This window comes from Bacteroides sp. RTP21281st1_H5_RTP21281_210402 (assembly GCF_040918965.1).
Classification (GTDB): domain Bacteria; phylum Bacteroidota; class Bacteroidia; order Bacteroidales; family Bacteroidaceae; genus Bacteroides; species Bacteroides congonensis.
In genome coordinates this window covers 85294-109775 of sequence record NZ_JBCOWR010000011.1, presented here as the reverse complement: position 1 = coordinate 109775, position 24482 = coordinate 85294, and the positions used below count along the sequence as shown (strand labels likewise).

The 24482-nt window shown below is 44.9% G+C and carries 16 protein-coding genes and 1 pseudogene; 6 read left to right on the top strand and 11 right to left on the bottom strand.

Annotated elements, in window-relative coordinates:
* Positions 1 to 74: 74 nt before the first annotated feature.
* From AB5443_RS16395 to AB5443_RS16355, 9 genes and pseudogenes are all read right to left on the bottom strand, one after another.
* Positions 75 to 2975 (bottom strand): TonB-dependent receptor plug domain-containing protein, encoded by a 2901-nt coding sequence (locus tag AB5443_RS16395; protein WP_277129930.1) that lies wholly within the window; start codon positions 2973 to 2975, stop codon positions 75 to 77.
* A 361-nt stretch (positions 2976 to 3336) separates the two neighbouring features.
* Positions 3337 to 4017 (bottom strand): hypothetical protein, encoded by a 681-nt coding sequence (locus AB5443_RS16390; RefSeq protein ID WP_277129933.1) that lies wholly within the window; start codon positions 4015 to 4017, stop codon positions 3337 to 3339.
* 6 nt (positions 4018 to 4023) lie between these two features.
* The gene (locus AB5443_RS16385) at positions 4024 to 8493 is read right to left on the bottom strand and encodes a DUF6443 domain-containing protein (RefSeq protein WP_277129936.1); all 4470 of its coding nucleotides are present in this window, start codon (positions 8491 to 8493) and stop codon (positions 4024 to 4026) included.
* Positions 8494 to 8498: 5 nt separating this feature from the next.
* Positions 8499 to 11606 (bottom strand): hypothetical protein, encoded by a 3108-nt coding sequence (locus AB5443_RS16380; RefSeq protein WP_277129938.1) that lies wholly within the window; start codon positions 11604 to 11606, stop codon positions 8499 to 8501.
* 140 nt (positions 11607 to 11746) lie between these two features.
* Positions 11747 to 11842, bottom strand: coding sequence for a smalltalk protein (locus AB5443_RS16375; RefSeq protein WP_005681936.1), 96 nt, complete (start codon positions 11840 to 11842; stop codon positions 11747 to 11749).
* Positions 11839 to 12376, bottom strand: a pseudogene (locus AB5443_RS16370) (N-acetylmuramoyl-L-alanine amidase). The gene AB5443_RS16375 and the pseudogene AB5443_RS16370 overlap by 4 nt, the downstream one beginning before the upstream one ends.
* Before the next feature lie 83 nt (positions 12377 to 12459).
* Positions 12460 to 12969, bottom strand: coding sequence for an HU family DNA-binding protein (locus tag AB5443_RS16365; protein ID WP_073347018.1), 510 nt, complete (start codon positions 12967 to 12969; stop codon positions 12460 to 12462).
* A 121-nt stretch (positions 12970 to 13090) separates the two neighbouring features.
* Entirely contained in the window at positions 13091 to 13981 is an 891-nt protein-coding gene (locus tag AB5443_RS16360) for a DUF4373 domain-containing protein (RefSeq protein WP_022138387.1), read from the bottom strand.
* Positions 13969 to 14289 carry a hypothetical protein gene (locus tag AB5443_RS16355; RefSeq protein WP_044657212.1) on the bottom strand — a complete coding sequence of 107 codons (321 nt, stop codon included), beginning with the start codon at positions 14287 to 14289 and terminating at the stop codon, positions 13969 to 13971. The genes AB5443_RS16360 and AB5443_RS16355 overlap by 13 nt, the downstream gene beginning before the upstream one ends.
* A gap of 442 nt (positions 14290 to 14731) precedes the next feature.
* On the opposite strand from AB5443_RS16355, the gene AB5443_RS16350 reads away from it, so the two are divergent.
* Positions 14732 to 15445 (top strand): helix-turn-helix domain-containing protein, encoded by a 714-nt coding sequence (locus AB5443_RS16350; protein WP_022138389.1) that lies wholly within the window; start codon positions 14732 to 14734, stop codon positions 15443 to 15445.
* A 188-nt stretch (positions 15446 to 15633) separates the two neighbouring features.
* Here the strand turns inward: AB5443_RS16350 and miaB are convergent, their stop codons facing one another.
* Positions 15634 to 17007, bottom strand: coding sequence for a tRNA (N6-isopentenyl adenosine(37)-C2)-methylthiotransferase MiaB (gene miaB / locus AB5443_RS16345; RefSeq protein WP_368113704.1), 1374 nt, complete (start codon positions 17005 to 17007; stop codon positions 15634 to 15636).
* Between the two features lie 336 nt (positions 17008 to 17343).
* On the opposite strand from miaB, the gene AB5443_RS16340 reads away from it, so the two are divergent.
* Together AB5443_RS16340 and AB5443_RS16335 are read left to right on the top strand one after the other, a co-directional pair.
* Positions 17344 to 17799: a ferrichrome ABC transporter substrate-binding protein gene (locus AB5443_RS16340; RefSeq protein ID WP_368113703.1), complete on the top strand. Its 456-nt coding sequence runs from the start codon at positions 17344 to 17346 to the stop codon at positions 17797 to 17799.
* A gap of 95 nt (positions 17800 to 17894) precedes the next feature.
* On the top strand, positions 17895 to 19394 hold the full coding sequence (locus AB5443_RS16335; RefSeq protein ID WP_368113701.1) for an acetyl-CoA hydrolase/transferase family protein: 1500 nt from the start codon (positions 17895 to 17897) through the stop codon (positions 19392 to 19394).
* 140 nt (positions 19395 to 19534) lie between these two features.
* Here AB5443_RS16335 and dacB read toward each other — a convergent pair whose 3' ends face one another.
* Positions 19535 to 20941, bottom strand: a complete 1407-nt coding sequence (gene dacB, locus AB5443_RS16330) for a D-alanyl-D-alanine carboxypeptidase/D-alanyl-D-alanine-endopeptidase (RefSeq protein WP_368113699.1) — start codon at positions 20939 to 20941, stop codon at positions 19535 to 19537.
* Positions 20942 to 21200: 259 nt separating this feature from the next.
* On the opposite strand from dacB, the gene AB5443_RS16325 reads away from it, so the two are divergent.
* The 3 genes from AB5443_RS16325 (at position 21201) to AB5443_RS16315 (ending at position 24467) form a co-directional block, all read left to right on the top strand.
* A complete protein-coding gene (locus AB5443_RS16325; protein ID WP_277130526.1) occupies positions 21201 to 22574 on the top strand; it encodes a hypothetical protein in 1374 nt (457 codons plus the stop codon).
* A gap of 106 nt (positions 22575 to 22680) precedes the next feature.
* Positions 22681 to 23244: an RNA polymerase sigma-70 factor gene (locus AB5443_RS16320; RefSeq protein ID WP_022138395.1), complete on the top strand. Its 564-nt coding sequence runs from the start codon at positions 22681 to 22683 to the stop codon at positions 23242 to 23244.
* A 77-nt stretch (positions 23245 to 23321) separates the two neighbouring features.
* Complete coding sequence (locus AB5443_RS16315; RefSeq protein WP_277129992.1) at positions 23322 to 24467, top strand: FecR family protein; 1146 nt, start codon at positions 23322 to 23324, stop codon at positions 24465 to 24467.
* Positions 24468 to 24482: the final 15 nt, after the last annotated feature.

Here is a 24482-nt window from a genome sequence, read left to right as displayed (position 1 = left end):
ATACCCGAATTTGGTGCAAAGAAACAAATAAAAAGTGATGTAACGGGCTTTTGTTAAGGACTTTTAATAGAAGATTAAAAAGTCAGGTTAACGGAAAAGCCCATATTCCTGCAACTGGGTTGACGGAAGAAGTCAATACCCTGATACCAGGTTCCGGTGCTTGCCGTAGATTCCGGATCAAACGGAGCTTTATTATACAACATAAGCAAGTTACGCCCCACTAACGCCACCCGCACGTCTTGTATCCACTTCACCCACCGGTTGACGGGAATATGATAGGCTATCGACATTTCGGCAAGGCGAATGTTAGTGGCGTCATATGTATACACCGTGCCTGTACGCGCTCCTCCCACCTTTTGGTAATAGTTCTTAGCCGGAATGTTCTCACCGCTCACCCAGACACCGCCATTATCCCGGGCTATAGCTGTAACCTGGGATACACCAAATTGATCCATAACCGCTTGAGTCATCGACAAACCTACACCTCCGAAACGGGCATGAATCACAAAATCAACCTCCAAGCCTTTCCAGGAGAAGCTGTTCGCCAGCCCCATCGTATATTTAGGGTCGGCATTACCCGCATAGATATAATCCCGGGCAGGAATAACGTTCTGCGAAGCCTTATCCACAATGACATTTCCTTGCGCATCTCTCTGTAAATCGGTAACATATATATCACCAATCGAGCCACCCTTCTTCAGCGGGATATACCAACTGCCGCCTTCGGCCATTTTAACTTCGTCCAACACCACATCTTCACCCGTTACCGAATTCTTCCGAACTTCCCTAATCTGCTTGATTTCATTCTTATTGATGGAATAAGTCCAACGCCCGTTCCACTTCACCTGCCCGATATTCATATTTGTCCCCAAGCTGAGTTCGAAACCTTTATTATCAATTCTACATCCGGTATCCATTAAATAGAGATCTGTAGGAGAATCTGCAGAAGGATAAGGAACAGGAACATATCCCCCAAACGGCAGATCGGAAGTCGATGTCTTATACATTGTAAACGCCAAACTAATCTTATCATCAAGGAAACCTGCATTCAGCCCTATTTCGTGGGATTTCGTACGTTCAGGTTCAAGATTGTTATCAACCAATCTCGGCTCCAGACCTACCCTTTCCTTGTTCAGGAAAATATAATCGGTAAAACTATTGCCTGTTTCACTATAAGTATAATTGAGTTTTAGAAATGAAAGAATCCTGTCGGGATTGGCGGACAGCCACCCGGTCGGCACCACAGACACTCCTGCCGAAGGATAGAAAACATCAGTAGAAGAGCGCGAATCATCGTCATCCCAGAACTTAAGCCACTCCATCCGTCCGCCCAAGTCCAGAAACAGGCGATTTTTATATCCCAGTTGCGCAAGCATAAATAACGAGGTAGTCCGGTCATGATAATCCCGCTGCAGATGCATGGAGTACGCCCCTTCCCTTTTACTTAATGCGGACAGTTCAAAAAGATTCAGCGTTCCCAACTCTCCTCCACTGTTGGAATAATCAAACTTTGTATCACAGACCGAACTGCCCAAAGTAGCATCGATCGAGAAATCGCCCATCGCCTTGCGGGCATTGAGCAAGAATTCAGAATAAATCTGCGTGTTTTTATTCTCATTCTCATAGTACGTGCCCAACCGGCCGGCAAATACAGTAGATGCATAGAGTTTTTGAGTCCCAAACTCCTTATCCCGGTCATACTGGATCCGCCCTGACACATTGAGCCAGGAATTCAAATCAAACTTAGCCCCTATGCCGCCTATCAAACGTTTCTTCTTCCGATTATACATATTACGGTTTATTGTCCAATACGGATTCTGCATACCCAGTCCCATTTCTCCCAAAGGCCAATATTGTACATTGCCATCCAACTCCGGAACGTAAACCTCAAAAAGATCTTTATAACTATATTTATCGCTACTGCCCGGATAGACGGGGATTCGCTCCAGCAATACATCAGGAAGCAGATAAACCGGAACCAACGGATTGTCATACATACCTTGTGACTGCATATTCTGTTCAGCAGTATGGATGTATCTCAGGTTAACGTCAAGTTTCAGCCTGTTACGTAATAAGGAAGAGGTGTTGCGCAACGAAAAGTTATAACGGTCTACATCATTATTGGGAATAATGCCGGCACCATTCATTGTGACAGCCGAAACACGGGTCTGATTATATTCATTCCCGATAGAAAGGGCCAGAGAATTGTTGATGGTATGTCCGGTACGAAAAAAATCCGCAGGATTCCACGATTGGGGATGACTCAGCTTCTCACCCCATCGCCAATCGTAAGTCTGCTGGAATTCAGGCATGACTAACGGTGAGCTGAAAGTGGTACTGTTTCCCACTTCCACCCTTAGCTTTCCGGCATGAGCCTTTTTCGTGTTAATCATCACCACACCACTAGCGGAACGGCTACCGTATAAAGTAGAAGCTGCCACAGTACTCAATACTGATATGTTTTCTATATCATCCGGACAGAAAGCTGCTATGCCATCGCCAGTCTGCCCGCTGCCCCAGTAGATATTATAAGGCTGTCTTGCCTCCAACCGTGGCAAAGGCACACCATCCAGAGTGAACAACACATTATTTGATTTCAAGATGGAACGGTATCCACGTAGCACCATCCTCGCCGAACCTCCCACACCGGAAGCACCGGGGTTGATAGTTGCACCCGTCAACCTTCCTATCAGGGAATTCACAAAATTAGCGTCTTTGACTTTCATCAGTTCAGTGCCGTCAATCTGTTGCGAGATGTACGATGCCTTCAGCGTATCTTGCGAAAAATTCGTTTGGCCAATAGTAGAGCTTTGTGTAAGATGAGTAGAATTTTCCCTTTTATTCTCTGCATAAAGCATAGAAACAGGTAAAGCAGTTGATAGCAATAAAGCTATTCCAATCTTTTTCGCTGTCGATACACACATAGTATGTAAATAGTAGCGGTTAGTCAAGTCTTTTACGTTGTGTTCTTTCATATCTCATTAAAAGTTTGTTGCATTGATGTATTTACAAAGCTACTGAATTTATTTGTAAATATCCTATCTTCAGACAAGATATTTATATCTTTATTGCCATCTTTTATCTTCATATTGATTGGTGTTATATTCTACATATACCTTCAGATAGAATACATTTATCATGCTGCTAAATCCACATTTATTATTGCTGTCCAATAAAGATTTTGGCAAACAATAAAAATGTACAATAAAGAATATCGTTAGTTTTAGCAAAAATCCCGTTAGCCATTTACAAACTAACGGGATTAATAATTATAATCGAATTATAAATCCTAACACTCGTTCTTCCACATAACATATACGGAAAAACGGTGGGAGATTATGATACACTCAGTAATATTGTTTTCTCTATACTCCATCTATTGCTAATTTTTCGAATACAAATAATTGCTTCTTCACCACAAAGCCGTCCACAAGCATAAGAACAATAAAAAAGTCCAACTTGCTTTTTCTTATCAAAGTATATTCTAGACATTCTCAATACTCCTGAAAAAAGAAAATCATAGTTCTCTCTTTTCCAAATTTTAAATCCTTTAGGAAACTCTGAATAGTATTTTAACTTGATATTCTTTTTACTCTCCAATTCAGATAAATTTAGCGGTTGACTTACAATAGAAGAATCTTTCAGAGCATTGAGCGCATCTATATAACTCAATTCTGGTAATTGTTTTTCGATATTCTCTATATTTAGATCCAAGTTATAACAAGTGAATAGAGTATCAAAAACAGCAATGACCAAAGTAGTATCTTTCATTCTCCTATTTTCTTTTTCAATCTCAGCAACCGTTTTATTATACACAACCGTATCATATCCCATAGCATCGTTATTATCAAAAAACAACATTGGTAGTGGTGGGATTTCCAATAGATCCAAAGCTCCTATTTCCTCAATCAAATCACCAAAGGTATCATTAAATACTTTGATTTCAGAACCATCAGTATTATCAATTCTGCATGATTGCAACTCAATCAGCAGCATTACTATTATACAATATTTCATATTCAATTAATTTATAAATCCATAAACAGACTTTAAAATAGCACTTTTTGGTTTTGAAACTCCTTTCGACTTGTAATATTGCTGCATTACAGGTACTCCTATTCTTTCCATAGCCCTATTTACATTTCTTTCCTGCCAATGTTGTGTATATCCTCTTTTAGCGTTCATTTTTCTTAATGCTGGATAAGCGTTTGAATTATTCATCTTTTTATCATCAATAAAATCAACAGCATTCTGATCAGCATGAATCGCTATTTCATGAACAAAGGTATCCAATAAATCAGGTTTATCAGAAGAACTTCCTACTGCTACTTGGATATTCAGATTTTTATCATCTAAAGAAAAAGTAGTAGTGCCCGAAACACTAGAGTCACGTACATTTGCTCCAAATGATATATTAATTCCTTGCCTGTGAAACTTCCCGTCTTTGTCAAATGAGACTCCTGCTATTGTTTGTCCTTTCGCAGCATAATTTCCCAATAATGCTTTTCCTTCTTTTGTATTTATTAAAAACTCAAAAACCTCTACTTGATTGGGATTGATAAGTTCCCCCTGTTTATCTCTTGTATAAAGATCTGCAATACTTATACTATCCCCTTTCAGATCAACATATTTCAATGGATTCCCTGCGCAATATGCATACGGACTTAACGAATAGTATTTCTCCGCCATCGGATCCACCGTATGCCATCTGCCCAACGCTGCATCATACATCCTCGCCCCATAATCATACCAATCCAGACCGCCTTTCCTATCCAGCTCTTTACCATTATACTTATAAGGCTGAACAGAACCGACAGAAGAAGCCATCAGCCCTCCAAACGGATAATAGTCGTTCACTTCCTCCAACGTACCGTCTTCATCGGCAACCATACGGTTGTTTCCCTGATGGTCTTGGATGAAGTAATGATACTTATTATCATTCAAAGAAACATAGCCAGTCTCAGTCAACAACAATTTAGGAACACCATTTTCATAGATCACATTGCCGCAATAGTCTGTTATGGTAATATCCTTTCCTATCACATGCGTGATGCGGAGCTTTGTTCCGTCCGCAGCATACAAGAAAGAAATGCTATTCCCGTTTTCAAACTCGATTCGACTCGGTAAATTTAAACAATTATATTGAATATCAACAATATTCTTATTCAAATCTTTCGTTAAATTGCCATTACCATCGTATTTATACTCAATGGTGGCGTTTACTCCATCTTTAAACTCCATTCCGTTGCCATAAACCGAATTGGTTGCATTGTCATAGACCGATTTCAATTGGTTACCCTCATACGCCAGGTTCAAGTTGTCTATCAAGCCATAAGTAGAAGCACCGGTTTGTCCGTAGCGCAGCAAGCCTGTGATATTCCCGTTCTTATCATAACCGGTCACTTGTTCATTGAACCGGTCCGCATTAGCGGACAATGACGTTCCTTCTCCATATACGGCATCCGTCAAACGTGACAGCCCGTCATAGGAATACTTATAACCTTTATCAGCCGAAGAGTCTCCTGTCTTCCATGTCATGCTGCTGATATTTCCGTTGTAGCAAGGAACACCGACACCGTCCGTATAATATACCCTCTGGTTGAACAACGGACCGCTTATCTCTTTCGTCCACGAGCGGACATTGTAGGCATAATCCGTCTTCAGATTCGAATTGCCATTACGCCTGTTGCATTTCAAACGTCCCAGTTCATCGTACTCATTGTCAACGAGCATAACACTAGGACCATCGTTCAACTGATGTACGGTCTTCAAAAGGCGTCCCGCATGGTCGTATACATAATCATAAACCTCACTTTGGGAAGGTTTGTCTTCGACAGAATGGATATGTTTGCGTTTCAAAAGCTGTCCCGCAAAATTGTAACGGAAATATTCCTTTTCCAGCCCACCCGATAAATGATTGCCCGATTTAGCCTGTACAATTCTACCGTGATGGTCGTAATACATGACACTGTAAAGAAACTCGGGTGATGCGGAGAAATCATCCAATCTAGCAGTCAGCGTTCCTGTCAACAGACCTTTACTGCTTGTCATATAACGCTTGCCGAAGCCTTCCATTTCATAATCCGGTTCATACTCCACAGATGAATTGGTCAAGGTTGGAATACCGTTATATCCTGTGAAAGAATAATCATCGTAATAGCTGGCACTCAATACAACAGGATTGTCAAGCGTGACGCCGGACACCTGATATCCTTTGGTTGCGCTTGTCCCGTTATTCCATTCTCCTTTGACTACAGACTCTGCCAAAGGAGAGGAAGAATAAGCAAAGTCGTTGCTGCAAGTACCTGTCAGTACGACACGTCCCAAGGCATCGGGAATATTGAAAAGCCACTCGTTCTTTTGCCGTTGGTTTCCATCCTGCGAGAAGATAAGACGGTTTGCCTTGTCATAGATATAGAGGCACCAGTCGCAACCCGGAAGTTTCTTGGCGATACAGCGGTTACGCGAATCATATTGATACATATAGGCATAATCACGTAAGACCGGGCTGTCAGATCCCGTGAAACTGAGCGAACCGCTTGCTGCAATCGCTGCCGAAGCTTCGGGAGGAAGCACAATCACACAATTGCCATAATCGTCATAGAGATAATAGGTATCAAATAAGTTCTTACCGCCAGCTTGATATTCCACCCTGCGATTGAGCAGCACCTGTCCGAGCTTATCCTTGAACTCGAAAGAAGCATTTCCATCCTCATCCTGAATGCGGGTAACATAAAGTTCGGAAGAAGGATAGTTTGGCTTGTTTACAATATAAGGTAACGTGTCATTGGAAACTTTCAATTCAAAGTTAATACAGTTCAATGTATCATTACCCCGGACATTGGTTAAATAACCCGTCTTTACACCATGAGAGCCTGTATGCCAGTCCACACCGGGGGCGTAGCGTTCCAACTCCCTGTTTAGCGGAGAGGACTCGTAGACAGTCATCGAAAACGGCTTTGAATCTCCATACTGGGTGATGACGGCATTCTTCAGACTGGCAGAAAAAACCGGCTGTCCGTTATTCCCTGCAAATACGGCAGGTAGCCAAAGGTTGGACGGGCGGTTAAAGCCGTCGTACTCCTGAAGAGTGATTAGATCGCTTCCGGAAGGGGAATACTGCTTTTGAACGGATTCCTCCAAACGTCCGAACCCGTCGAAATAGTCAATCTTGTCCAGGTATTTACTTCCTACCGCATTCATAAAACTACGGCTGAAAATAAAATTCCCCGAATATCCATCCGTATTCAGCTGAGAGCATACACCCCGGATATGAGTGGTAATCTTTCCGTCTTCGCTGTAACCTTCCGAAACTACATAATACGTACCTTCCGGAAGTTCTTTTTTACAGATGAACGCCGTCTGCGGATTGCTGCAATCCTCATCTCCGGAATAGTCTTCACTTGAGGCGATGCAGTTGCCTTCACTGTCGAGCAAATAGATAAACGTTTCATCCACTTCCGAACCGCAATGGGAGAGGATAATATCCATCGGAACTTCAAGTCCGAACTGATAAAACACATCGTTTCCCGATGTTCCTTGGTATTGATTCGTAAACTCACGTGTGTCGCAGACATCCGAGTATTCGAAATCCATGTAATGCCAACCGACATAAAAAGCATTGTCTTTCATGTCGCCTTCCGGAGTTTCAAATGTCTGGATGTTGGTGACAATAGGACCTTCCCAGTCCATACCTTCGGATACAATACGATAGGTACCGGGGGGCAGAATATCAGTTTTGATGTAAGCATGATACTCTCCGTAATTGAGATCGCAACCACAATCCTCATCGTCACGGTCGCTGCGATAGAGTATTTTCCCGTTCTCATTCAATATGGCAATGAACCCCGGGGATTGGGTTGTGCCGCAATGGGAGACAATCATCGACATCGGATACTCAAAGGATATTTGATAGGTCATGTCATTCACCGATTCTCCGCTACCTCTATAAAACGAATCACACCCACGTCTCGTATCTTGTTTAAAACTCTCTTGGAAGGAGCTGCCCCACGTGCCGAGATCTTTGAATGTATCTCCGTCCGGCATTCCTTGCAAAGTCATCGTAAGAGGATACTCCGAATAGGAATAATTCTTGTCGATATATCCCTCGTTGACGATGTAGTACGTTCCGGGTTCTGCATACCAGTCTAACGAGATATAAGGATAGTCATACTCCATGGAATGATCGGCACCACTATTATCTGCCACCTTCTCCAGATTTTTATCCAGAATATAGACGGCAAAAGTCTGAAAGCGGGAACCGTGCGTATGAATATTGAGGCTCATGGGCCAAAGCACCTCCAGTTTGTACCATACATCGGCCGCTTCTCCAAAAATTGTATTAGGAAGATACTTCGTATCTACCGTCTTTGTCAATGTGAATTCTTCTTCAGAGCCATGCCTGCCCAAATCGATTACATTGGAAGGAGGCAACTGGCAAAATGCTTCTATGGAACAAAACATCAATAACAAAAATAAGATTCGTCGTTTCATGTCATTTATTGGTTTTGGTAATTATAATAGTAACTGTTCACTTTGTTTTTATCATGATCTTTCACAGCATTCAACCTGTCGAACGAATCATACTCGTAATAGACGGTGACTCCCTGCGGATTTGTCACACTGGTCATCCCTACCATCGGCTCATATTCGTAAGTCGTGATAGCGGCTTTCTCAAGATATGCCGAATCTCTTAATTTATCGAGCTTCGATTTGTCCGCCGTCCGGCTTTCGGACAAAGATTGTATAGAGGAGAATCCTACAGAGGACAAGCCTTGTCTAACCTCCTCGTAGGTTGCTCCTATTATTTCCGCCACGAGATACTGACCACCGTAAGACCACAAATAAACAGCACTGTTTCCGTCTTTCTGTATATGGACAGGGTTTCCGTAAACATCATATTTCAAGATTTTCACCCGTTCTTCTTCCGCATTTCCAAGCCCCGTATTGGTAGTTACCGATGCAGGAAGCGGCAAGCCGTTTTCCGCACCGACCAGATATATGTTTCTTTGGATAGTACGGGCATTTCCCTTCACTAATTCTTTTTCCAGTAGCGTGTGTATCTGATTATTCTCTATCAACTTCAACCTCGCATTCTCCTCATCAACCGGTTTGAAACTTGACGTGAAAGGATACTTGTACTTTTCGATACTCCATATCCCACTGCCTGCCGAAACCTCTTTGTGGGTGAGAAGCGGTGTGCTGATGATAAATGGTTCATCCTGAACAATATAGTTCCAATAGTTGTATTTAGTCTCAGTGTTTATACTGTCGCCCGAATTTGTATAAGTCGTGACGGTCTCTCTTGTAAGATACTTGCGCCCGCTTTCCATCTGTCCGATTTCACGCTTCGTATAGGGATATTCCATTTCAATGTTGTCTACATCTTCATATGGGTTGGGCGATCGATAGTCCGTCCCCCAAATAACATTCCTCCAAATCCTGATATCCGGAGTCCCCTGATATCCGAATGTCTCATATTCGTTTTTCTTGTACATTACTTTATGGTACTTTCCATCTGAATATTTATAATCGGTCTTGTCCAGCAATTGTCCGTATTTCCAACCTGTTTGCGGGTCAAACAGCATTTTTGTATAGCCTACCCGGTATGCATCAGACTTTTTCTCAGCATCGTAGTGATAAACGCTCTTCTGTTTTTCCCCAGTTGCGTTGTTTACCGTATATTCGGTGACATAATCATATACGGTAGTAGAACCATTACCGAAAAACAGGTTGGGGACGGAGAATTTTGTATACATTCTCATTTTGGTAATAAAAGGTAGTCGCACTGAGTCGCCAGCCAAATTCAGCACTATTGTCCCTATTTTATACAGCTCATAGCCATAATCTTCAATATCTACCTGGTGTTTGATATATCCCACACCATCTTCTTTCTTGCCATACTTATATTCTTTCCTCAAGGTTGTGCCCGTGACTGGGTCATACTCTTCTATTTTCTTAATACGCAGGCCACCCGCATACTTGACCTCATCAGGAAGTATTGTTTCACCGTCATCATAGTCGTCCTGTGCCCATTCATCATGTCCGTATCCGAAATTATATCTCTTTTCTTCACTATATTTATGAAGATACTGATGGGCTTCATAAAAGAAGCTGCTTTTACGTCCTGTCGGATATGTGATGGAAGTAAGCATGGCATGTTGCATAAATTCAGGAACCGCCTTTCGCTCGCCGGTCCTGTACGGCAGATTCTTTATAAGAATCTTCACAGGGTCGAGTACCCATTCATCGGAAACTGCCTTTGCACGCCCCTGCAGTATGGGATTGGCATAGGCACGAGCCAAATATTCTCTTGTTTTAAGAAGGGACATGGGTATCAAAGTGGTATTTCCGTATGAAGTATCATACCCATTATAATATCCCCAATGGTCAAGCCCCGTATTGGTCCCTTTGTTTGTATTAAAAAGGCGCGTTTCATTATAAGTCATCTGATAGACTTCCTTCTGTCCGTCCGCTCCGATGATTTCCACTTTGTCGAGTGTGGTTGTCCTATTGTTGCTATAATAGAGGTTAATTCTTCTCAAGGTTTCCCCATTAAGTTTATTGGTAACGATAATAGAAGAAATAGTTTTTGTACCGACAAATTCGACTTTGACATAGGAAGACTCTATTGTATTGACAGTATGAATTGTAGAAACGGTTCTCACTGGTCCGTTTGGCGACACAGGAAAAGGAATCGGTCCCATATTAATCTTTTCCAATGTCGGATTACTATCTATTATACGCGGGTCCTCGTGAGATATTATTGAGTATGAATCTTTCTGGAACAAAGTCACATAAGGATAAGAATAGTCACTCCCCTGGTGTGGGAAAAGCGGTTGGGGATACTGTCTGCGCACCATTTCGTCTACACCGATATAATCAAGCTGTTGGACCAACTCATACCGCAAAGGTTCTTTGTTGTAACTGAATGAAATAGAATGCTTTCCATTGGGCGAAATTATTCTCTGAAGATGCCATGAATCTCCCCGACGCTCAGAAAAATCATATCTCGTACCGTCATCATTGGTGATATGGAATGCATCTATCGAACTGTTTCTGATAGCTTCTATACGTATCGGTTCATAGGGATTGGTAACAATCTGTCCTTTCCATTCTTCAAAGGTATTCTTAGAAAAATAAAATTTTCCGGACTTATCCAGCAACTTGTAATAGTATATATCCGACGAACCGTCGGCCTTACCATTTAGTAAGTTCAACCAACTGTAACGATCACCGGAAAATGCACTGAAATAGCCGTCTATACCATCATCTTGCAGTCCTTCAACTCTTCTCGAGATACAGAAATCGGAACTTAAGGACCATCCTGCCCCTACCTGTCCGTCGAAATCGAACACTTTAAGTCCTGACGCATGATATTGAAGTGAAATCGGGAATCTTATATCCCCCTCTATTATTTCATAAAGGGGAATTTCTATATTTACCAATCCCGTATACAGACTTACGGGATAGTCAACCTGTTTCATCAGACTCCCTATGCCGGGCGCGGTAGCCTTCGGAGTCGGATACTCAAAATTATGAGTATATTGCGCAAATGATGTTGCATATGCACATATGAATAAAAAAAAGACAAGTTTTCTCATCATATCAATGGATTAAAATATTATATTGAATGTCGTAGTTTAATTTATAAGATGTATAAGAATGATTGTGACACCATATCATTGACATAATGCCACAATCCTCATAGATTCATGTCGTCCGCATCGCAGGGCGGGGCACATTTTTACAAATTCATCGCATTAGCGCCCAAAACGCCAGCCAAAGCCGAAGCCACTGCGATAACCACTTTCAGGATCATATCCCATACTGATTTCTTCATTGCCATAATTTACCTCCTTTCCGTTTCTTTAATTTGTTGTGTTACTCTGTGTTCTTCCGTGCTCTCCGTCTGTGCCGGGAATTCTCCGAACTCCTTGAATTCCTTCGCCACATCGAAGCACGGGCACTGTTTTATCCACTCTTCCGGTTCTATCTCACCGTTTCCGTTCAAGTCCGGCGACAGGTCGCGGTGTCCGCATACCCGGCAGCCGGGAAATCTCTCTTGCAACTGCCCGACGAGCAGCCGGAGCGTGGAACGCTGTGCCGGAGTCCGGGTGTCTGCCGGGCGTCCCCGGCAGTCCAGACCACCTTCATAGCAGATACCTATCGAGTGAGCGTTGAAGCCTTTTACGTGGGCTCCGATGCGTTCGAGGGGACGGGTGAGGTGCAACGTTCCATCCTTGCGGATGTAATAATGATAGCCTGTTCCGTTGAACCCGCGACGCCGGTGCATCAAGTCTAAAGCTTCCGGTGAGAGTGTAGAATCCCCCCGCGTGGCGCTGCAATGCACCACGATTAAGTTGATAATTCGCATGTCAATGGATAATTAGTCTACTAGTCTAGTTAAAAACTCCGTTTAGTCAGTCATTCGTGTTTGTGTCGCGCCATGCAGACAGTTTATGCTGCCGGATCCGGGTCGGGGGTTTCCCCGCCATCACCGCCTGAACCGCCACCATCGGGTTTACCGTCATTTCCGCCACCCGAGGCCGAAGTATCGGCAAGGTCGAAACGGACACACTTGGCGCCTGTCACCAAAGAGCGGGTAGCCGTAGTACGGTCAGGATTCTTGGTGTAATTGGGCAGGAAGCGGACGGTAAGGGAAGCTTGGGCAGCCGATACTTTTTCCGGCAGCTCCACACCTTTGCCGTTGGACTTCATCACCATGCGGAAAGTTCCGAAGCCGTCGAGCGTTACACTTTCCGATGCTTGCAGGTGCTGGGCAGCCACTGTCACTAGGTTATCAAGCGTGTTCTTCACGTCACCTGTGGAGAGAGACGAGTAAGCCGCTATCTCTTTGGCGAGTTGGGTGGTTGTCACGTTGGCCGTGTATATCACACGGGGATGAAATAGTTTCTTTTTGTTCTTGTCTTCCAGAACCGACTGGAAGGGTTTGTACAATACTGGCATAAATGTAATAGTTTTTTGTGTTAATAAATTAGTTTAGTTTTGTCCTCAAGCTTAATGACACTGTAAAGATACGGGTATTTTTCAGACTGACCCAATCATTTTTTCAAAGTGCGTTCATAAATTAATTAATTACGCTCAAAAGATAATGTCCCGGCAATTTGATTTTCCCGTTACTCCCCCGGATGCTGCTGAAACCCTTCCACACCGGGTGTCCGATAGCTCCGAAATTGCTTTTCAGGATAATGGCGTATTGCTCGGAAGGTGGAATCTTGTAAGAGCGAAGGTTATCCAGCAGTCCCTCGAAGTTACGCTGTATGCCGTCGCACGGTGGTTGCAGATTGTCGATGTCTTCCTGCGTCATCACCTTCCTTCTTTTCAAATTTTTTCCTCCTCCGTTCTCTCCTTGAGGAGAGTCAGAGAGGTGGTTTAATTTGTTTTCCTTTGTTTTTGTTTGTTTTTCTTTGTTTTGTGTACCCGATGTCGCAATTTCGGCTTCCATTGTTACAGAACTGGTGCTTGATGTTACAGAATCAGCAGTTGATGTTACATCATCGGCTGTTTTGTTATCAGTATCATCCGCACTGTTTTTGCTGCTTTGAGAAGATTGGTAGGACGCAAGCTCCTCTGCTTCCAACAGGCAGTAAGCCGGTTCTATCAACGAACTGCTACGGCGCTTAGTGATAAAGAGATACTGCCGCTGAATGTCGGCGGAAGTCAGGATGCCATACTGCCGGTAAAGACCGGCATCAAACAGCCCGCATTCCACGGACAAGGCGATGATACGTTTCACATCGTCCATATCCGTACTGTAAAGGCCGTCCGTCAGTTCGTCGTAAAACTCATCATTGACAGAGATGTAATACCCTTTTCCGGCATAGATGTAGGACAGCGTTTCTACCAACGTGGCAAAAGCAGCGTCGCCTTCACGTTTCATGACACGACGCACCATGCGGTCGTGCATGAAACTGGTGCTCATGGGGAAATAATCCAGTCCCCGTTTTATTCTTCCCATAGTACGCGTAGTTTTTCCTTTTCCTGTTTCCGGCGGATACTGTCCGCCACCACCTGCCGGGCATGGCGGATGAGGAACATACGCAAAGCGTAATCCTTCACCTCGGTTATCACCGGATAGGAAAGGGGTTTGTTTTCAAATGATATACTTTTATCCTGGTTGCGATGTCTGCGTGCGTTTGCCTTACGGCATTCTTTGCAGTAGTTGTCCGTAGTCCGCGTACGCTGGTTCATATAGAAGGCTTCCTGCGGAAGCTCCCGCTTGCAACATCCGCAGATGTGCAGAGATTGGTTCATCAAGGTTTCCATACTGCTTTTCCGTTTTTATAGTTTTCATATTTAAATTTCTGTTTGTATATTGGAGATATATGGCTTGCGCGCAGGACATATAGTTGCTGTATATTGGAGATATATCGGCTGCACATTGGATATATAGATGCTACACGCAGGATATATAGGTGCTGCAAGCGGACTCTATATTGCTTCCGTCCATCCGGCACGGCTTCCTTAGATAGGCGGTGGATGAGGTTTTTTGCAACCTTTCGTAAACTTTTTGCGGTTTCTCATGGTTTTTCTATTTTAAATTTATAATTTTGAAACATATTTCCGATTTCTTCGCTACAAAGATAAAATAGTTTTCATAAAGAAAACAAATAGTTTTAGAAATTAATTTTTAAAAAGTAGATAACAGATTATCAATGAGCGATTAGCGAGTTTATGAATTTTTACATCAAAATTAAACGATAATAGAATGGATACATTTCTGGATGTTACAGGAATCGTGAAGCGTGCCAAACAGGCTCTGAACTTCAAGAACGACAGTGAATTAGCTGAATATTTAGGTGTTTCACGTGGCACAGTATCCAACTGGTGTGCACGAAACAGCATAGATTTCCGCTTGCTACTCAACAAATTGGGAAACACGGTGGATTACAACTGGCTGCTGTTAGGAAAAGGAAGTCCGAAGCACCAGCCGAGATTCTGCGAAAGCGAACTGGCACAGGGAGAAGTGGAGATTATACACAATCCTAAAACAGTGGAACCGGTAGACGACCGGAGTGTGACGTTATATGACATCACGGCGGCGGCAAATCTGAAAACATTATTCGTCAACAAGCAGCAGTATGCGCTGGGGAAGATATTGATTCCGAATATTTCCGTCTGCGACGGGGCGGTGTATGTAAACGGGGACAGCATGTATCCCATACTGAAATCGGGGGACATCATCGGATACAAGGAAATCAGCAGTTTCGACAATGTCATTTATGGGGAAATATATCTGGTGTCGTTCATGATTGACGGAGACGAGTATCTGGCGGTGAAATATGCGAACCGGTCGGAGAAGGAAGGGTGCATCAAACTGGTGAGTTACAATACGCATCATGAGCCGATGGATATTCCGTTCGCGTCCATCAATGCGATGGCAATCGTGAAGTTCTCGATTCGCAGGCACATGATGATGTAAAGCTCACCACAGATTATCACAGCTCACACTTTTCACCACAGATTACACAGATTCACCCAGATTTGTTAGTCCGGTTTCCGGCACTGCCAAATTTAAACAGACTTATAAAGAGACAGGAATAAATGAAAAATCTGTGTGAATCCGTGTAATCTGTGGTGAAGTTTCTTAGTGAAGTTCTGCGATGGAATTTACACCTCTTCCCCTTTCAGCGTAGCCGAACTGGCTTCGGTGATACGTACGTTAACAAAGTCACCGACACGGTGCGTACCCCTGTCGAACACGACGACACGGTTCTGCTCAGTACGGCCGAACAGTTGGTCGCGCGAACGCTTGGAGACCCCTTCCACGAGGACTTCATACGTCTTGCCGATGCAACGCTGGTTGGATTCGGCGGACAGACGGTTCTGCAAGGCGATAATTTCATTCAGGCGGCGTACTTTCACCTCTTCGGGCACGTTGTCTTCGAGATGTTTCGAAGCATACGTTCCCGGACGCTCGGAGTATTTGAACATGAAGGCGGCATCGTATCCGCACGTTTCCATCAGGGAGAGGGAGAGGGCGTGGTCTTCTTCCGTTTCAGAATGAAAACCGGAGAAGATGTCCGTTGTCAGTCCGCAGTCGGGGATGATGCGCTTGATGGCGGCTACACGCTCGAGATACCATTCGCGGGTATATTTGCGGTTCATCAGTTTGAGGATGCGGGAACTTCCGCTTTGTACGGGCAGGTGAATATGCTTGCACACGTTGGGAACTTGCGCGATGACTTCCAGTGTCTCGTCACTCATGTCTTTCGGATGAGAGGTGGTGAAACGGATGCGCACGCCCGGAGCGGTTTCGGCAACGGTACGGAGAAGCATCGGGAAGGTGACGGTTTCGCCTGTCGGCTTCTCAAAACGGTAGGAGTTGACGTTCTGCCCCAGCAGGGTGACTTCCTTATAGCCTTTCGCAACGAGGTCTGCCACTTCGTTGAGGATACTTTCCACATCACGGCTACGCTCGCGTCCACGGGTGTAGGGAACGATGCAATAGGTGCAGAAGTTGTTGCAACCGCGCATGATGGACACGAATCCGGAGATGTGGTTGCCGCAGATGCGCGAGGGAATCACGTCCCGATAGGTTTCGGTGGTGGAAAGTTCCACGTTGATTGCCTTCTCGCCGGTTTCTACGGCGGCAATCAGGTCGGGCAGGGTGAGGTAGGCATCCGGGCCTACTACGAGGTCGACATGATGATTCGTAATCAAATCATCCTTCACCCGTTCGGCCATACATCCCAGTACGCCTACAATGAGGTGTTTCTTCTTTTTCTTCAGCGAGTGGAAAAATTCCAGGCGGTTCAGGATTTTCTGCTCCGCATTGTCGCGGATGGAGCAGGTGTTCATAAACACGGCGTCGGCTTCCTCAAGCGTTCCGGCTACGGAGTATCCCGCCATTTGCATCACTGAGGCAATCACCTCGCTATCGGCCACGTTCATCTGGCAGCCGTAGGTTTCGATAAACAACTTTTTGTTGTCCTCGGTCATTTCAGTTGCGGATTTAAAGTCCGCTCCCGTTAATTCGTTCATATTCAAATTATAAATTAAAGATTCGGGCGCAAAGATACGGCTTCGCTTCCAATAAGTGGTAAAATGGCACAAAAATTACGCAAAATCTTATGGTTTAGCATGCTAACTTGTAATTTATGTTAATGAAGTAAACATTTTCCGGGTGCTTCCTTGGTAATTTTAAATTTATTTTTCACATTTGTGCAATGAAAGAAACATTAGATTTTTTCATAGTTAAGGTTTAGGTTAAAAAAATTAAGGGGAGCTGTGAAGCTGCCCTTTTTTCATAATAAAAAGTTAGCCCGAACCGGATTTTATGTGTAACTTTGGCGGATTACTAATTAGAAGTGAAACACAATGGAAGATTTCTTGAAATTTCTCTTGATAGCAGGTGTCATTCTTGTGGGAATATTCAAAGAGGTGAGTAAGAATAGTAAATCAAAAAAAGCTACTGACAAACGCCCCGTTCCCCCGATACCATCACCCACCGAAATAGAGCCGGATGTTGTTCCCATGCCCGAAGCGTGGGGTAAAATAGAGTTGCCGATTCCCAAAAAGTCTTCGAAACAGGCTTCCAGACATGCACCGAAGCAACAGCAGCAGAAACAGCAGCAGAAAAAGAAAAGAGAAGAGGTATCCGTTGCCGCATCACTGGCAAACAGTGCCGCTCAGGATGAGCTGAACAGCAGGCAGGGTTCTCATTTCAATACCCCCAACGAATCATCAGACAACAACGAGGACTTCACCATTCATTCGGCAGAAGAAGCGCGCCGGGCTATTATATGGGGAGAGATACTTCAACGGAAATACTGACGGGAATTGAAATCATGAAGGTTTATTTCAGGCAATAAAGCAAATTATTAACTTATTAGATATCAACTGTATTTTAACACGAAATTGTACTATTTATGTCACTTAATCGTATCTCGGCAGCAGAAGCTGCAAGCCTTATCAAACATGGCTACAACATCGGCCTGAGCGGGTTTACTCCCGCAGGAACGGCCAAGGCTGTTACAGCGGAACTCGCAAAGATTGCGGAAGCGGAACATGCCAAAGGAAATCCATTTCAGGTAAGTATCTTTACGGGCGCCTCTACCGGAGAGTCTTGTGACGGCGTGTTGTCACGCGCGAAAGCTATCCGCTACCGTGCCCCTTATACCACGAACGCTGATTTCCGTAAAGCCGTGAACAATGGAGAGATTGCCTACAACGACATACACCTCTCACAGATGGCACAGGAAGTGCGCTACGGGTTCATGGGCAAAGTGAACGTAGCCATCATCGAAGCCTGCGAAGTAACTCCCGACGGAAAGATTTACCTGACTGCCGCCGGCGGTATCTCCCCGACTATCTGCCGTCTTGCCGACCAGATTATCGTGGAACTGAACAGCGCGCACAGCAAATCCTGCATGGGACTGCATGACGTGTACGAACCGCTCGACCCGCCTTACCGCCGCGAAATACCTATCTACAAACCGAGCGACCGCATCGGACTGCCTTATATCCAGGTAGACCCGAAGAAAATCGTAGGCGTAGTGGAAACCAACTGGCCCGACGAAGCACGTTCTTTCGCCGATGCCGATCCGTTGACCGACAAAATCGGACAGAACGTTGCCGACTTCCTCGCTGCGGACATGAAGCGCGGCATCATCCCGTCTACTTTCCTTCCGTTGCAATCGGGCGTAGGAAACATCGCCAATGCCGTACTTGGCGCGTTGGGACGTGACAAGACGATTCCGGCATTTGAAATGTACACTGAGGTGATTCAAAATTCCGTAATCGGACTGATTCGCGAAGGACGTATCAAGTTCGGCAGTGCTTGTTCGCTGACTGTGACAAACGACTGTCTGGAAGGTATTTACAATGATATGGACTTCTTCCGCGACAAGCTGGTGCTCCGTCCGTCGGAAATCTCCAACAATCCGGAAGTAGTTCGCCGTCTCGGTGTTATCTCTATCAATACGGCTATCGAAGTCGACCTGTACGGTAACGTAAACTCAACTCATATCGGCGGCACGAAGATGATGAACGGCATCGGCGGCTCGGGCGACTTCACCCGCAATGCTTATATCTCTATCTTCACTTGTCCGTCTGTGGCCAAGGAAGGGAAAATCAGCGCTATCGTGCCGATGGTATCCCACCACGACCACACGGAGCACGACGTCAACATCGTCATCACCGAACAGGGTGTTGCCGACCTACGTGGCAAGGGCCCGAAAGAACGTGCGCAGGCTATCATCGAAAACTGTGCGCATCCCGACTACAAACAACTGCTTTGGGATTACTGCAAACTGGCCGGCGGAAAGGCTCAAACTCCGCACGCTATCCAGGCCGCACTCGGCATGCATGCTGAATTGGGCAAGAGTGGTGATATGAAGAATACGAATTGGGCTGAATATGTGAAGTAAATAGAACACAGGATATACAGAATCCTGCCCTATACAACTATAATTGTATTCTCTGGTAAACAAAATCCATGTGTTTTTGTATATTAGAGAATACAATTTTCTTTTTATATAATCTCAAACCATCGACAGAAGCATCCAAGTTATTTTCCGATAATCACCTCGCAGACCTTATCCTGGAATGCCCTTGCCTTAGCAGCCGAGAGCACATTCTGGTTCATAATGGCAAAGGCTACTTCATGCCCGTCCTTCATCCGCAGGTAGCCTGCAAGCGCATTGATGGCAGTGAACGAGCCTGTCTTGGCATGCACATTCCGAAAGACGGGCGCACCCTTCATCCTGTTTTTCAATGTGCCGTCCACACCGCCTACGGGGAGAGACTTATAAAGTTTCTGAAAGATTCCCGTCCGCGAATACGCATATTTCAGGAAATCGACCAACAGGGCGGGAGAGAGGTAATTATAATTGGAGAGTCCGCAACCGTCCGCAATCTTATAGTCCTTCGGGTCGTGCCCCAGGCGGCGGATTAACTTCATGATTTCTACGATTCCGTCTTCGGCAGCCACCTGTTTCTTTCCTGTGGCCTGTGCGCCAAGGCGGCAGAGGAATGCTTCCGCATTGAGGTTGTCGCTCTCTTTCATCAATTGGTTCAGGACTTTCTGCACCGATGTATTCCATCCTGCCATTCGTTCCACAGGGACGCTGTCACGCGGTAATTCTGTAAATGCATAAGATTGGGGGGCAATGATCCCTTTTGCGTGGAGACGTTCGAGGAAAGTGTGCATAAAAAAGCCGGGAGAATCATAGATATTGATATTATCTTTCCTGATAGAGGCGACATTGCCCGAAACTACGAGATTGTTCCCGTTTGTCAGCCAGTCTCTTGTGAAAGAGAACTTTCCGGCAGAGGAAGTTCGTGTTTTTGTCCGGTTGGCCAGGGTATAATAGGAAGAGACAGGCCGGCAGGAAACGCTTGCCGTATCTCCTTGCAAGGTGGAAGGAACCACAGAGATTTCTACGGTTCCCTTGCAGAACATGAGCGGGGACAAATAAGGTTGATAACCCGCAGGAGTATCGTCCCATGCCCATCCATGCCCCCAGTAGAGGGAGTCTTTCATCGAAACATCGCCATATACCTGCCCGTTAATCACGGAGAAAGGGAAAGCGATTACCTCTGCTACCAGCGAATCCATCGCCTGACTGTCAAATTCGGGGTCGAACCCGCCTACTACATACAGATTGCCTTGAAGGGTATCATGCTCTATCACACCATCGTGCCATACTTCCGTACGGAAAGGCTCGTTCGCATCGGGACGGGAAAGGGCGGTAATAGCCGTCAGTAGTTTCATGGTAGAGGCAGGGCGGGAGAGTTTCTCCGCACGATAATTGTACAACGGCTTCTTTGCCGTCAGGTCATAAACGGATATGCCGACTTCGGATGCTTCGGGAAGCATCTTCTTGATAAGCGAATCTATCTCCGAGAAATCTCTTTGCGCCCACAAAGGCAGCAGGCAGACGGACAACGTGAGTAATAAAAGAATCTTCTTCATACATTATTCTTCATACATTAATATACGCTAGGAGAGAATTGCCTGCAAAGCTATCCAAAACATACGATGCGGCAAAGCAGCGACAAAGAAAATGTTTAGAAAAGTTTTGCATTTCAAAGTAAATCCATACTTTTGCTGCCACCAATACTTCTGACAGTGTGTTGACAAACATCCACTGAATAACCGCCGGTAGGGGCAACAAGGCAGCTGAACCAAAGTAAAATCAATATATAAAAAGCAAAATGACACTATGAAAACTATGAATGTTATGCGCAACGCCGCCTTATGCGGACTGCTCTTCTGTCTGGCAACAGGAAGCAACACTGTCACCGCCAACAATGCGGGCAAGGACAACACCGCACTTCTCGACTATTTCTCCACCTGCCTGACATCACCAGACAAGAATCACACCTTCGAAAAAGAGAAACAATTCAGCCTTGCGAAAGTGGAACAATACCGCCAACTCGTATGGGACGCATGGCGGACAGCGAACGAACGTCTGGACGAAGAGAAACTAATCCCGCTACAACCCCTGTCCGACAAGACATGCAGCCAATGGAACCTTCCCGCCGAACTGGAACCGAAAGCCGTGATGCCCTACTACTGGGGTACCAAGGGCACTACGAAACCCGATGAAGGCTATCCGCTATTTATCTATACGCACGGATCGGGGCCGAAAGCCGCAGAATGGGACACGGGACTTAAAATATGCCGGATGTTCGACGACGCACCGTCCGCCTACTTCATTCCGCAAATCCCCAACGAAGGAAACTACTACCGCTGGTGGCAGAAATCCAAGCAATATGCCTGGGAGAAACTATTGCGCCAATCGTTAGTATCCGGGAACATCAATCCGGACAGAGTGTATATCTTCGGCATCTCCGAAGGCGGATATGGCAGCCAGCGCCTTGCTTCTTTCTATGCCGATTACCTTGCCGGAGCAGGCCCCATGGCAGGTGGAGAGCCCCTGAAGAATGCGCCCGCCGAAAACTGCGCCCATATTGCATTCTCCCTGAGGACAGGAGCCGATGACCGTGGCTTTTACCGGAATATCCTTACCGGATACGTGAAGGAAGAATTTGAACAGTTGCAAACCCTGCACCCCGGACTATACACCCATCAGATAGAGCTGATTCCCGGCAAAGGACATTCAATCGACTATCGCCCGACTACTCCGTGGCTGAAACAATACACCCGCAACCCTTATCCGAAATACGTCTATTGGGAAGATTTCGAGATGGACGGGCTGCACCGTAAAGGATTCTACAACCTCTTCGTCAAAGAACGTCCAAATGACGACATCAATGCCCGTACCCGCTACGAAATGACCGTCACAGGCAACCACATCACATTGAACGTGGACAATGTCACTTATGAAACGGTTCAAAAAGATCCGAGATGGGGCATTGAAATGAAGTGCAAGAAACATTATACACCTGCCGACAAAGGAAAAGTAATCATCTACCTCTGTGATGAACTCATAAATCTGAAGAAAGAGATTACTGTCACGGTAAACGGAAAACAGGTTTTTCAGGGGAGAATAAAGCCGGACCTTAAAAACATGGCAAACAGTTGCGCCGCTTTCTCCGACCCCCGACGTATCTATCCTGCCGCCATTGAGGTGGAACTGTGAGCCGGCAAACAAGAAGAACAGCAAAAATCCATAAAAAACGGGAGAATTTATTCAAAAAGTTCTTTCTTTATAAAGAAATAAGTATTTTTGTTTCAAATATTCTCCAATGAGAACAAATGAGCAAAGACATATAGACAATATTGCAGACAAAGGAGTGCGCAATAGAAAAGACCTTGATGTCTTTTTTAATCAATACTACGCAGTTTTCGTCTCCTTTGCCTGCCGGTATTGTCTGAACGAAGAGGAAGCGCGCGACATTGTCCAGGATGTATTTGTCAGCTTTTGGGAACAGCGGATGAATTTCACTTCCATTCTCACAATCAAGGCTTTCTTCTACCGCTCCATTTCCAATCGTATCCTCAACTATCTGAGACATGAAGAGGTGAAAAGCCGGTATGCGGAGAGCCAGCTGAAAAAAATACAAAGTGAAGAATTCATCCTGGAAAGCGTTATCCGGGAAGAAGTCTCCTGCATGATACACAAGAAAATCAAAGAGCTTACCCCGCGTGAACAGGAAGTTATCCTGCTTTCTCTCCAAAATAAGTCAAATCAGGAAATAGCAGATCTGCTCTCATTATCCGTACCTACTGTTAAAACACATAAAATGCACGCATACGCCCGCCTGCGTGCAGAACTGGAAGAATTAAGATTTCTACTGCTTATTTTATAAAAAAACAACTTTTACTTCATACTCATTCCAAGGTTGCGTGTTTTTAAGATATAACAACTCTTAATTTTTCACCGTCAATGGATATAAATAAGTATAAAGAAAGCATACAGATTGCAGAAGAAATCAGCAAGGAAATCTGCACAGGCAAGGACTCAACTTCCCGCCTAGTGAAGAAGTGGAAGAAGAATTCTGCTGGGTTGCATAAAGAATTACAGCAACAGCAGAAGTTGGCCGAAGAGATAAAATTCCGTGATTCCATCGAACTGGAAGGCCCCCTGCGCAATATACACCAACGTATCTCCCCATCACGGAAACTCTTCATCCGCACATCCGGCATAGCCGCCTCTCTCATACTGGCTGTTGCCCTGACCTCTTTATGGCTATGGCAGAAAGAGGAAAGAGAAGCTGTCCGATGGGCATCCACCGTCCCCGGAAAAGAACCTTCTTCCATCATCACCTGCGACAACAGGGCGGTGACATTAAAAGAAAACCGCCTGTCTGTGGTCGACAATCAGCTTATCAGCAGCACAAGCGACGGCAAGAAAGATATTACGATCACCGTGGAACAAGACTTGCAACTCAACAGGCTCGTCGTACCGGCAGGAGCCGAACAGGTACTGACTCTGGAAGACGGGACTATTGTACAGATAAATGCCGCTTCCGAATTATTATTCCCCACTCATTTCACAAAGCAGGCAAGGCAGATCCAACTGGCAGGAGAAGCTTACCTGAAAGTGAAAGCAGATAAAGAAAACCCATTCATTGTCCACCTTGGAATTTTGGACGTACAAGTAACTGGAACTGCCTTCAATGTCAAGGCTTATGAAGAGGAGAACGAAATAAGCATTGCGCTTGTTGAAGGTATAATCAGCGTCTATAAAGAGAAGCAACTGTTGGCAGAATTACTTCCCGGACAACTGTTCACTTTCCGGAAAGACGAACAGGAATATACGGTGACCGACACCGACCTGTCAACTGTTACCGACTGGACAGAAGACCAATTCATTTTCTATAATGAAACAATTGAGAATATCATGCATAAAATATCACGCTGGTACAATGTAAACATCAGCGTTGACGAAAAAATAAAAAACGCACGCTACACAGGCATACTGTCGCGCAAACAGCCTCTTGTCAAAATACTGGATGCTCTCCGCATGACCGACGAACTTGAATTCGACATACAAGCCGATAAAAAAATAGATGTAGAAAAAAAGAATTAACACCCAAGTCTAACT

Coding starts and splice junctions, on each gene's coding strand:
- AB5443_RS16340 (WP_368113703.1), top strand. CDS start 17,344: ATGGAAGATTTCTTGAAATTTCTCTTGATAGCAGGTGTCATTCTTGTG.
- AB5443_RS16355 (WP_044657212.1), bottom strand. CDS start 14,289: ATGGAAACCTTGATGAACCAATCTCTGCACATCTGCGGATGTTGCAAG.
- AB5443_RS16320 (WP_022138395.1), top strand. CDS start 22,681: ATGAGAACAAATGAGCAAAGACATATAGACAATATTGCAGACAAAGGA.
- AB5443_RS16325 (WP_277130526.1), top strand. CDS start 21,201: ATGAATGTTATGCGCAACGCCGCCTTATGCGGACTGCTCTTCTGTCTG.
- AB5443_RS16390 (WP_277129933.1), bottom strand. CDS start 4,017: ATGAAATATTGTATAATAGTAATGCTGCTGATTGAGTTGCAATCATGC.
- AB5443_RS16360 (WP_022138387.1), bottom strand. CDS start 13,981: ATGGGAAGAATAAAACGGGGACTGGATTATTTCCCCATGAGCACCAGT.
- AB5443_RS16385 (WP_277129936.1), bottom strand. CDS start 8,493: ATGAAACGACGAATCTTATTTTTGTTATTGATGTTTTGTTCCATAGAA.
- AB5443_RS16335 (WP_368113701.1), top strand. CDS start 17,895: ATGTCACTTAATCGTATCTCGGCAGCAGAAGCTGCAAGCCTTATCAAA.
- AB5443_RS16365 (WP_073347018.1), bottom strand. CDS start 12,969: ATGCCAGTATTGTACAAACCCTTCCAGTCGGTTCTGGAAGACAAGAAC.
- AB5443_RS16315 (WP_277129992.1), top strand. CDS start 23,322: ATGGATATAAATAAGTATAAAGAAAGCATACAGATTGCAGAAGAAATC.
- AB5443_RS16380 (WP_277129938.1), bottom strand. CDS start 11,606: ATGATGAGAAAACTTGTCTTTTTTTTATTCATATGTGCATATGCAACA.
- dacB (WP_368113699.1), bottom strand. CDS start 20,941: ATGAAGAAGATTCTTTTATTACTCACGTTGTCCGTCTGCCTGCTGCCT.
- miaB (WP_368113704.1), bottom strand. CDS start 17,007: ATGAACGAATTAACGGGAGCGGACTTTAAATCCGCAACTGAAATGACC.
- AB5443_RS16395 (WP_277129930.1), bottom strand. CDS start 2,975: ATGAAAGAACACAACGTAAAAGACTTGACTAACCGCTACTATTTACAT.
- AB5443_RS16375 (WP_005681936.1), bottom strand. CDS start 11,842: ATGAAGAAATCAGTATGGGATATGATCCTGAAAGTGGTTATCGCAGTG.
- AB5443_RS16350 (WP_022138389.1), top strand. CDS start 14,732: ATGGATACATTTCTGGATGTTACAGGAATCGTGAAGCGTGCCAAACAG.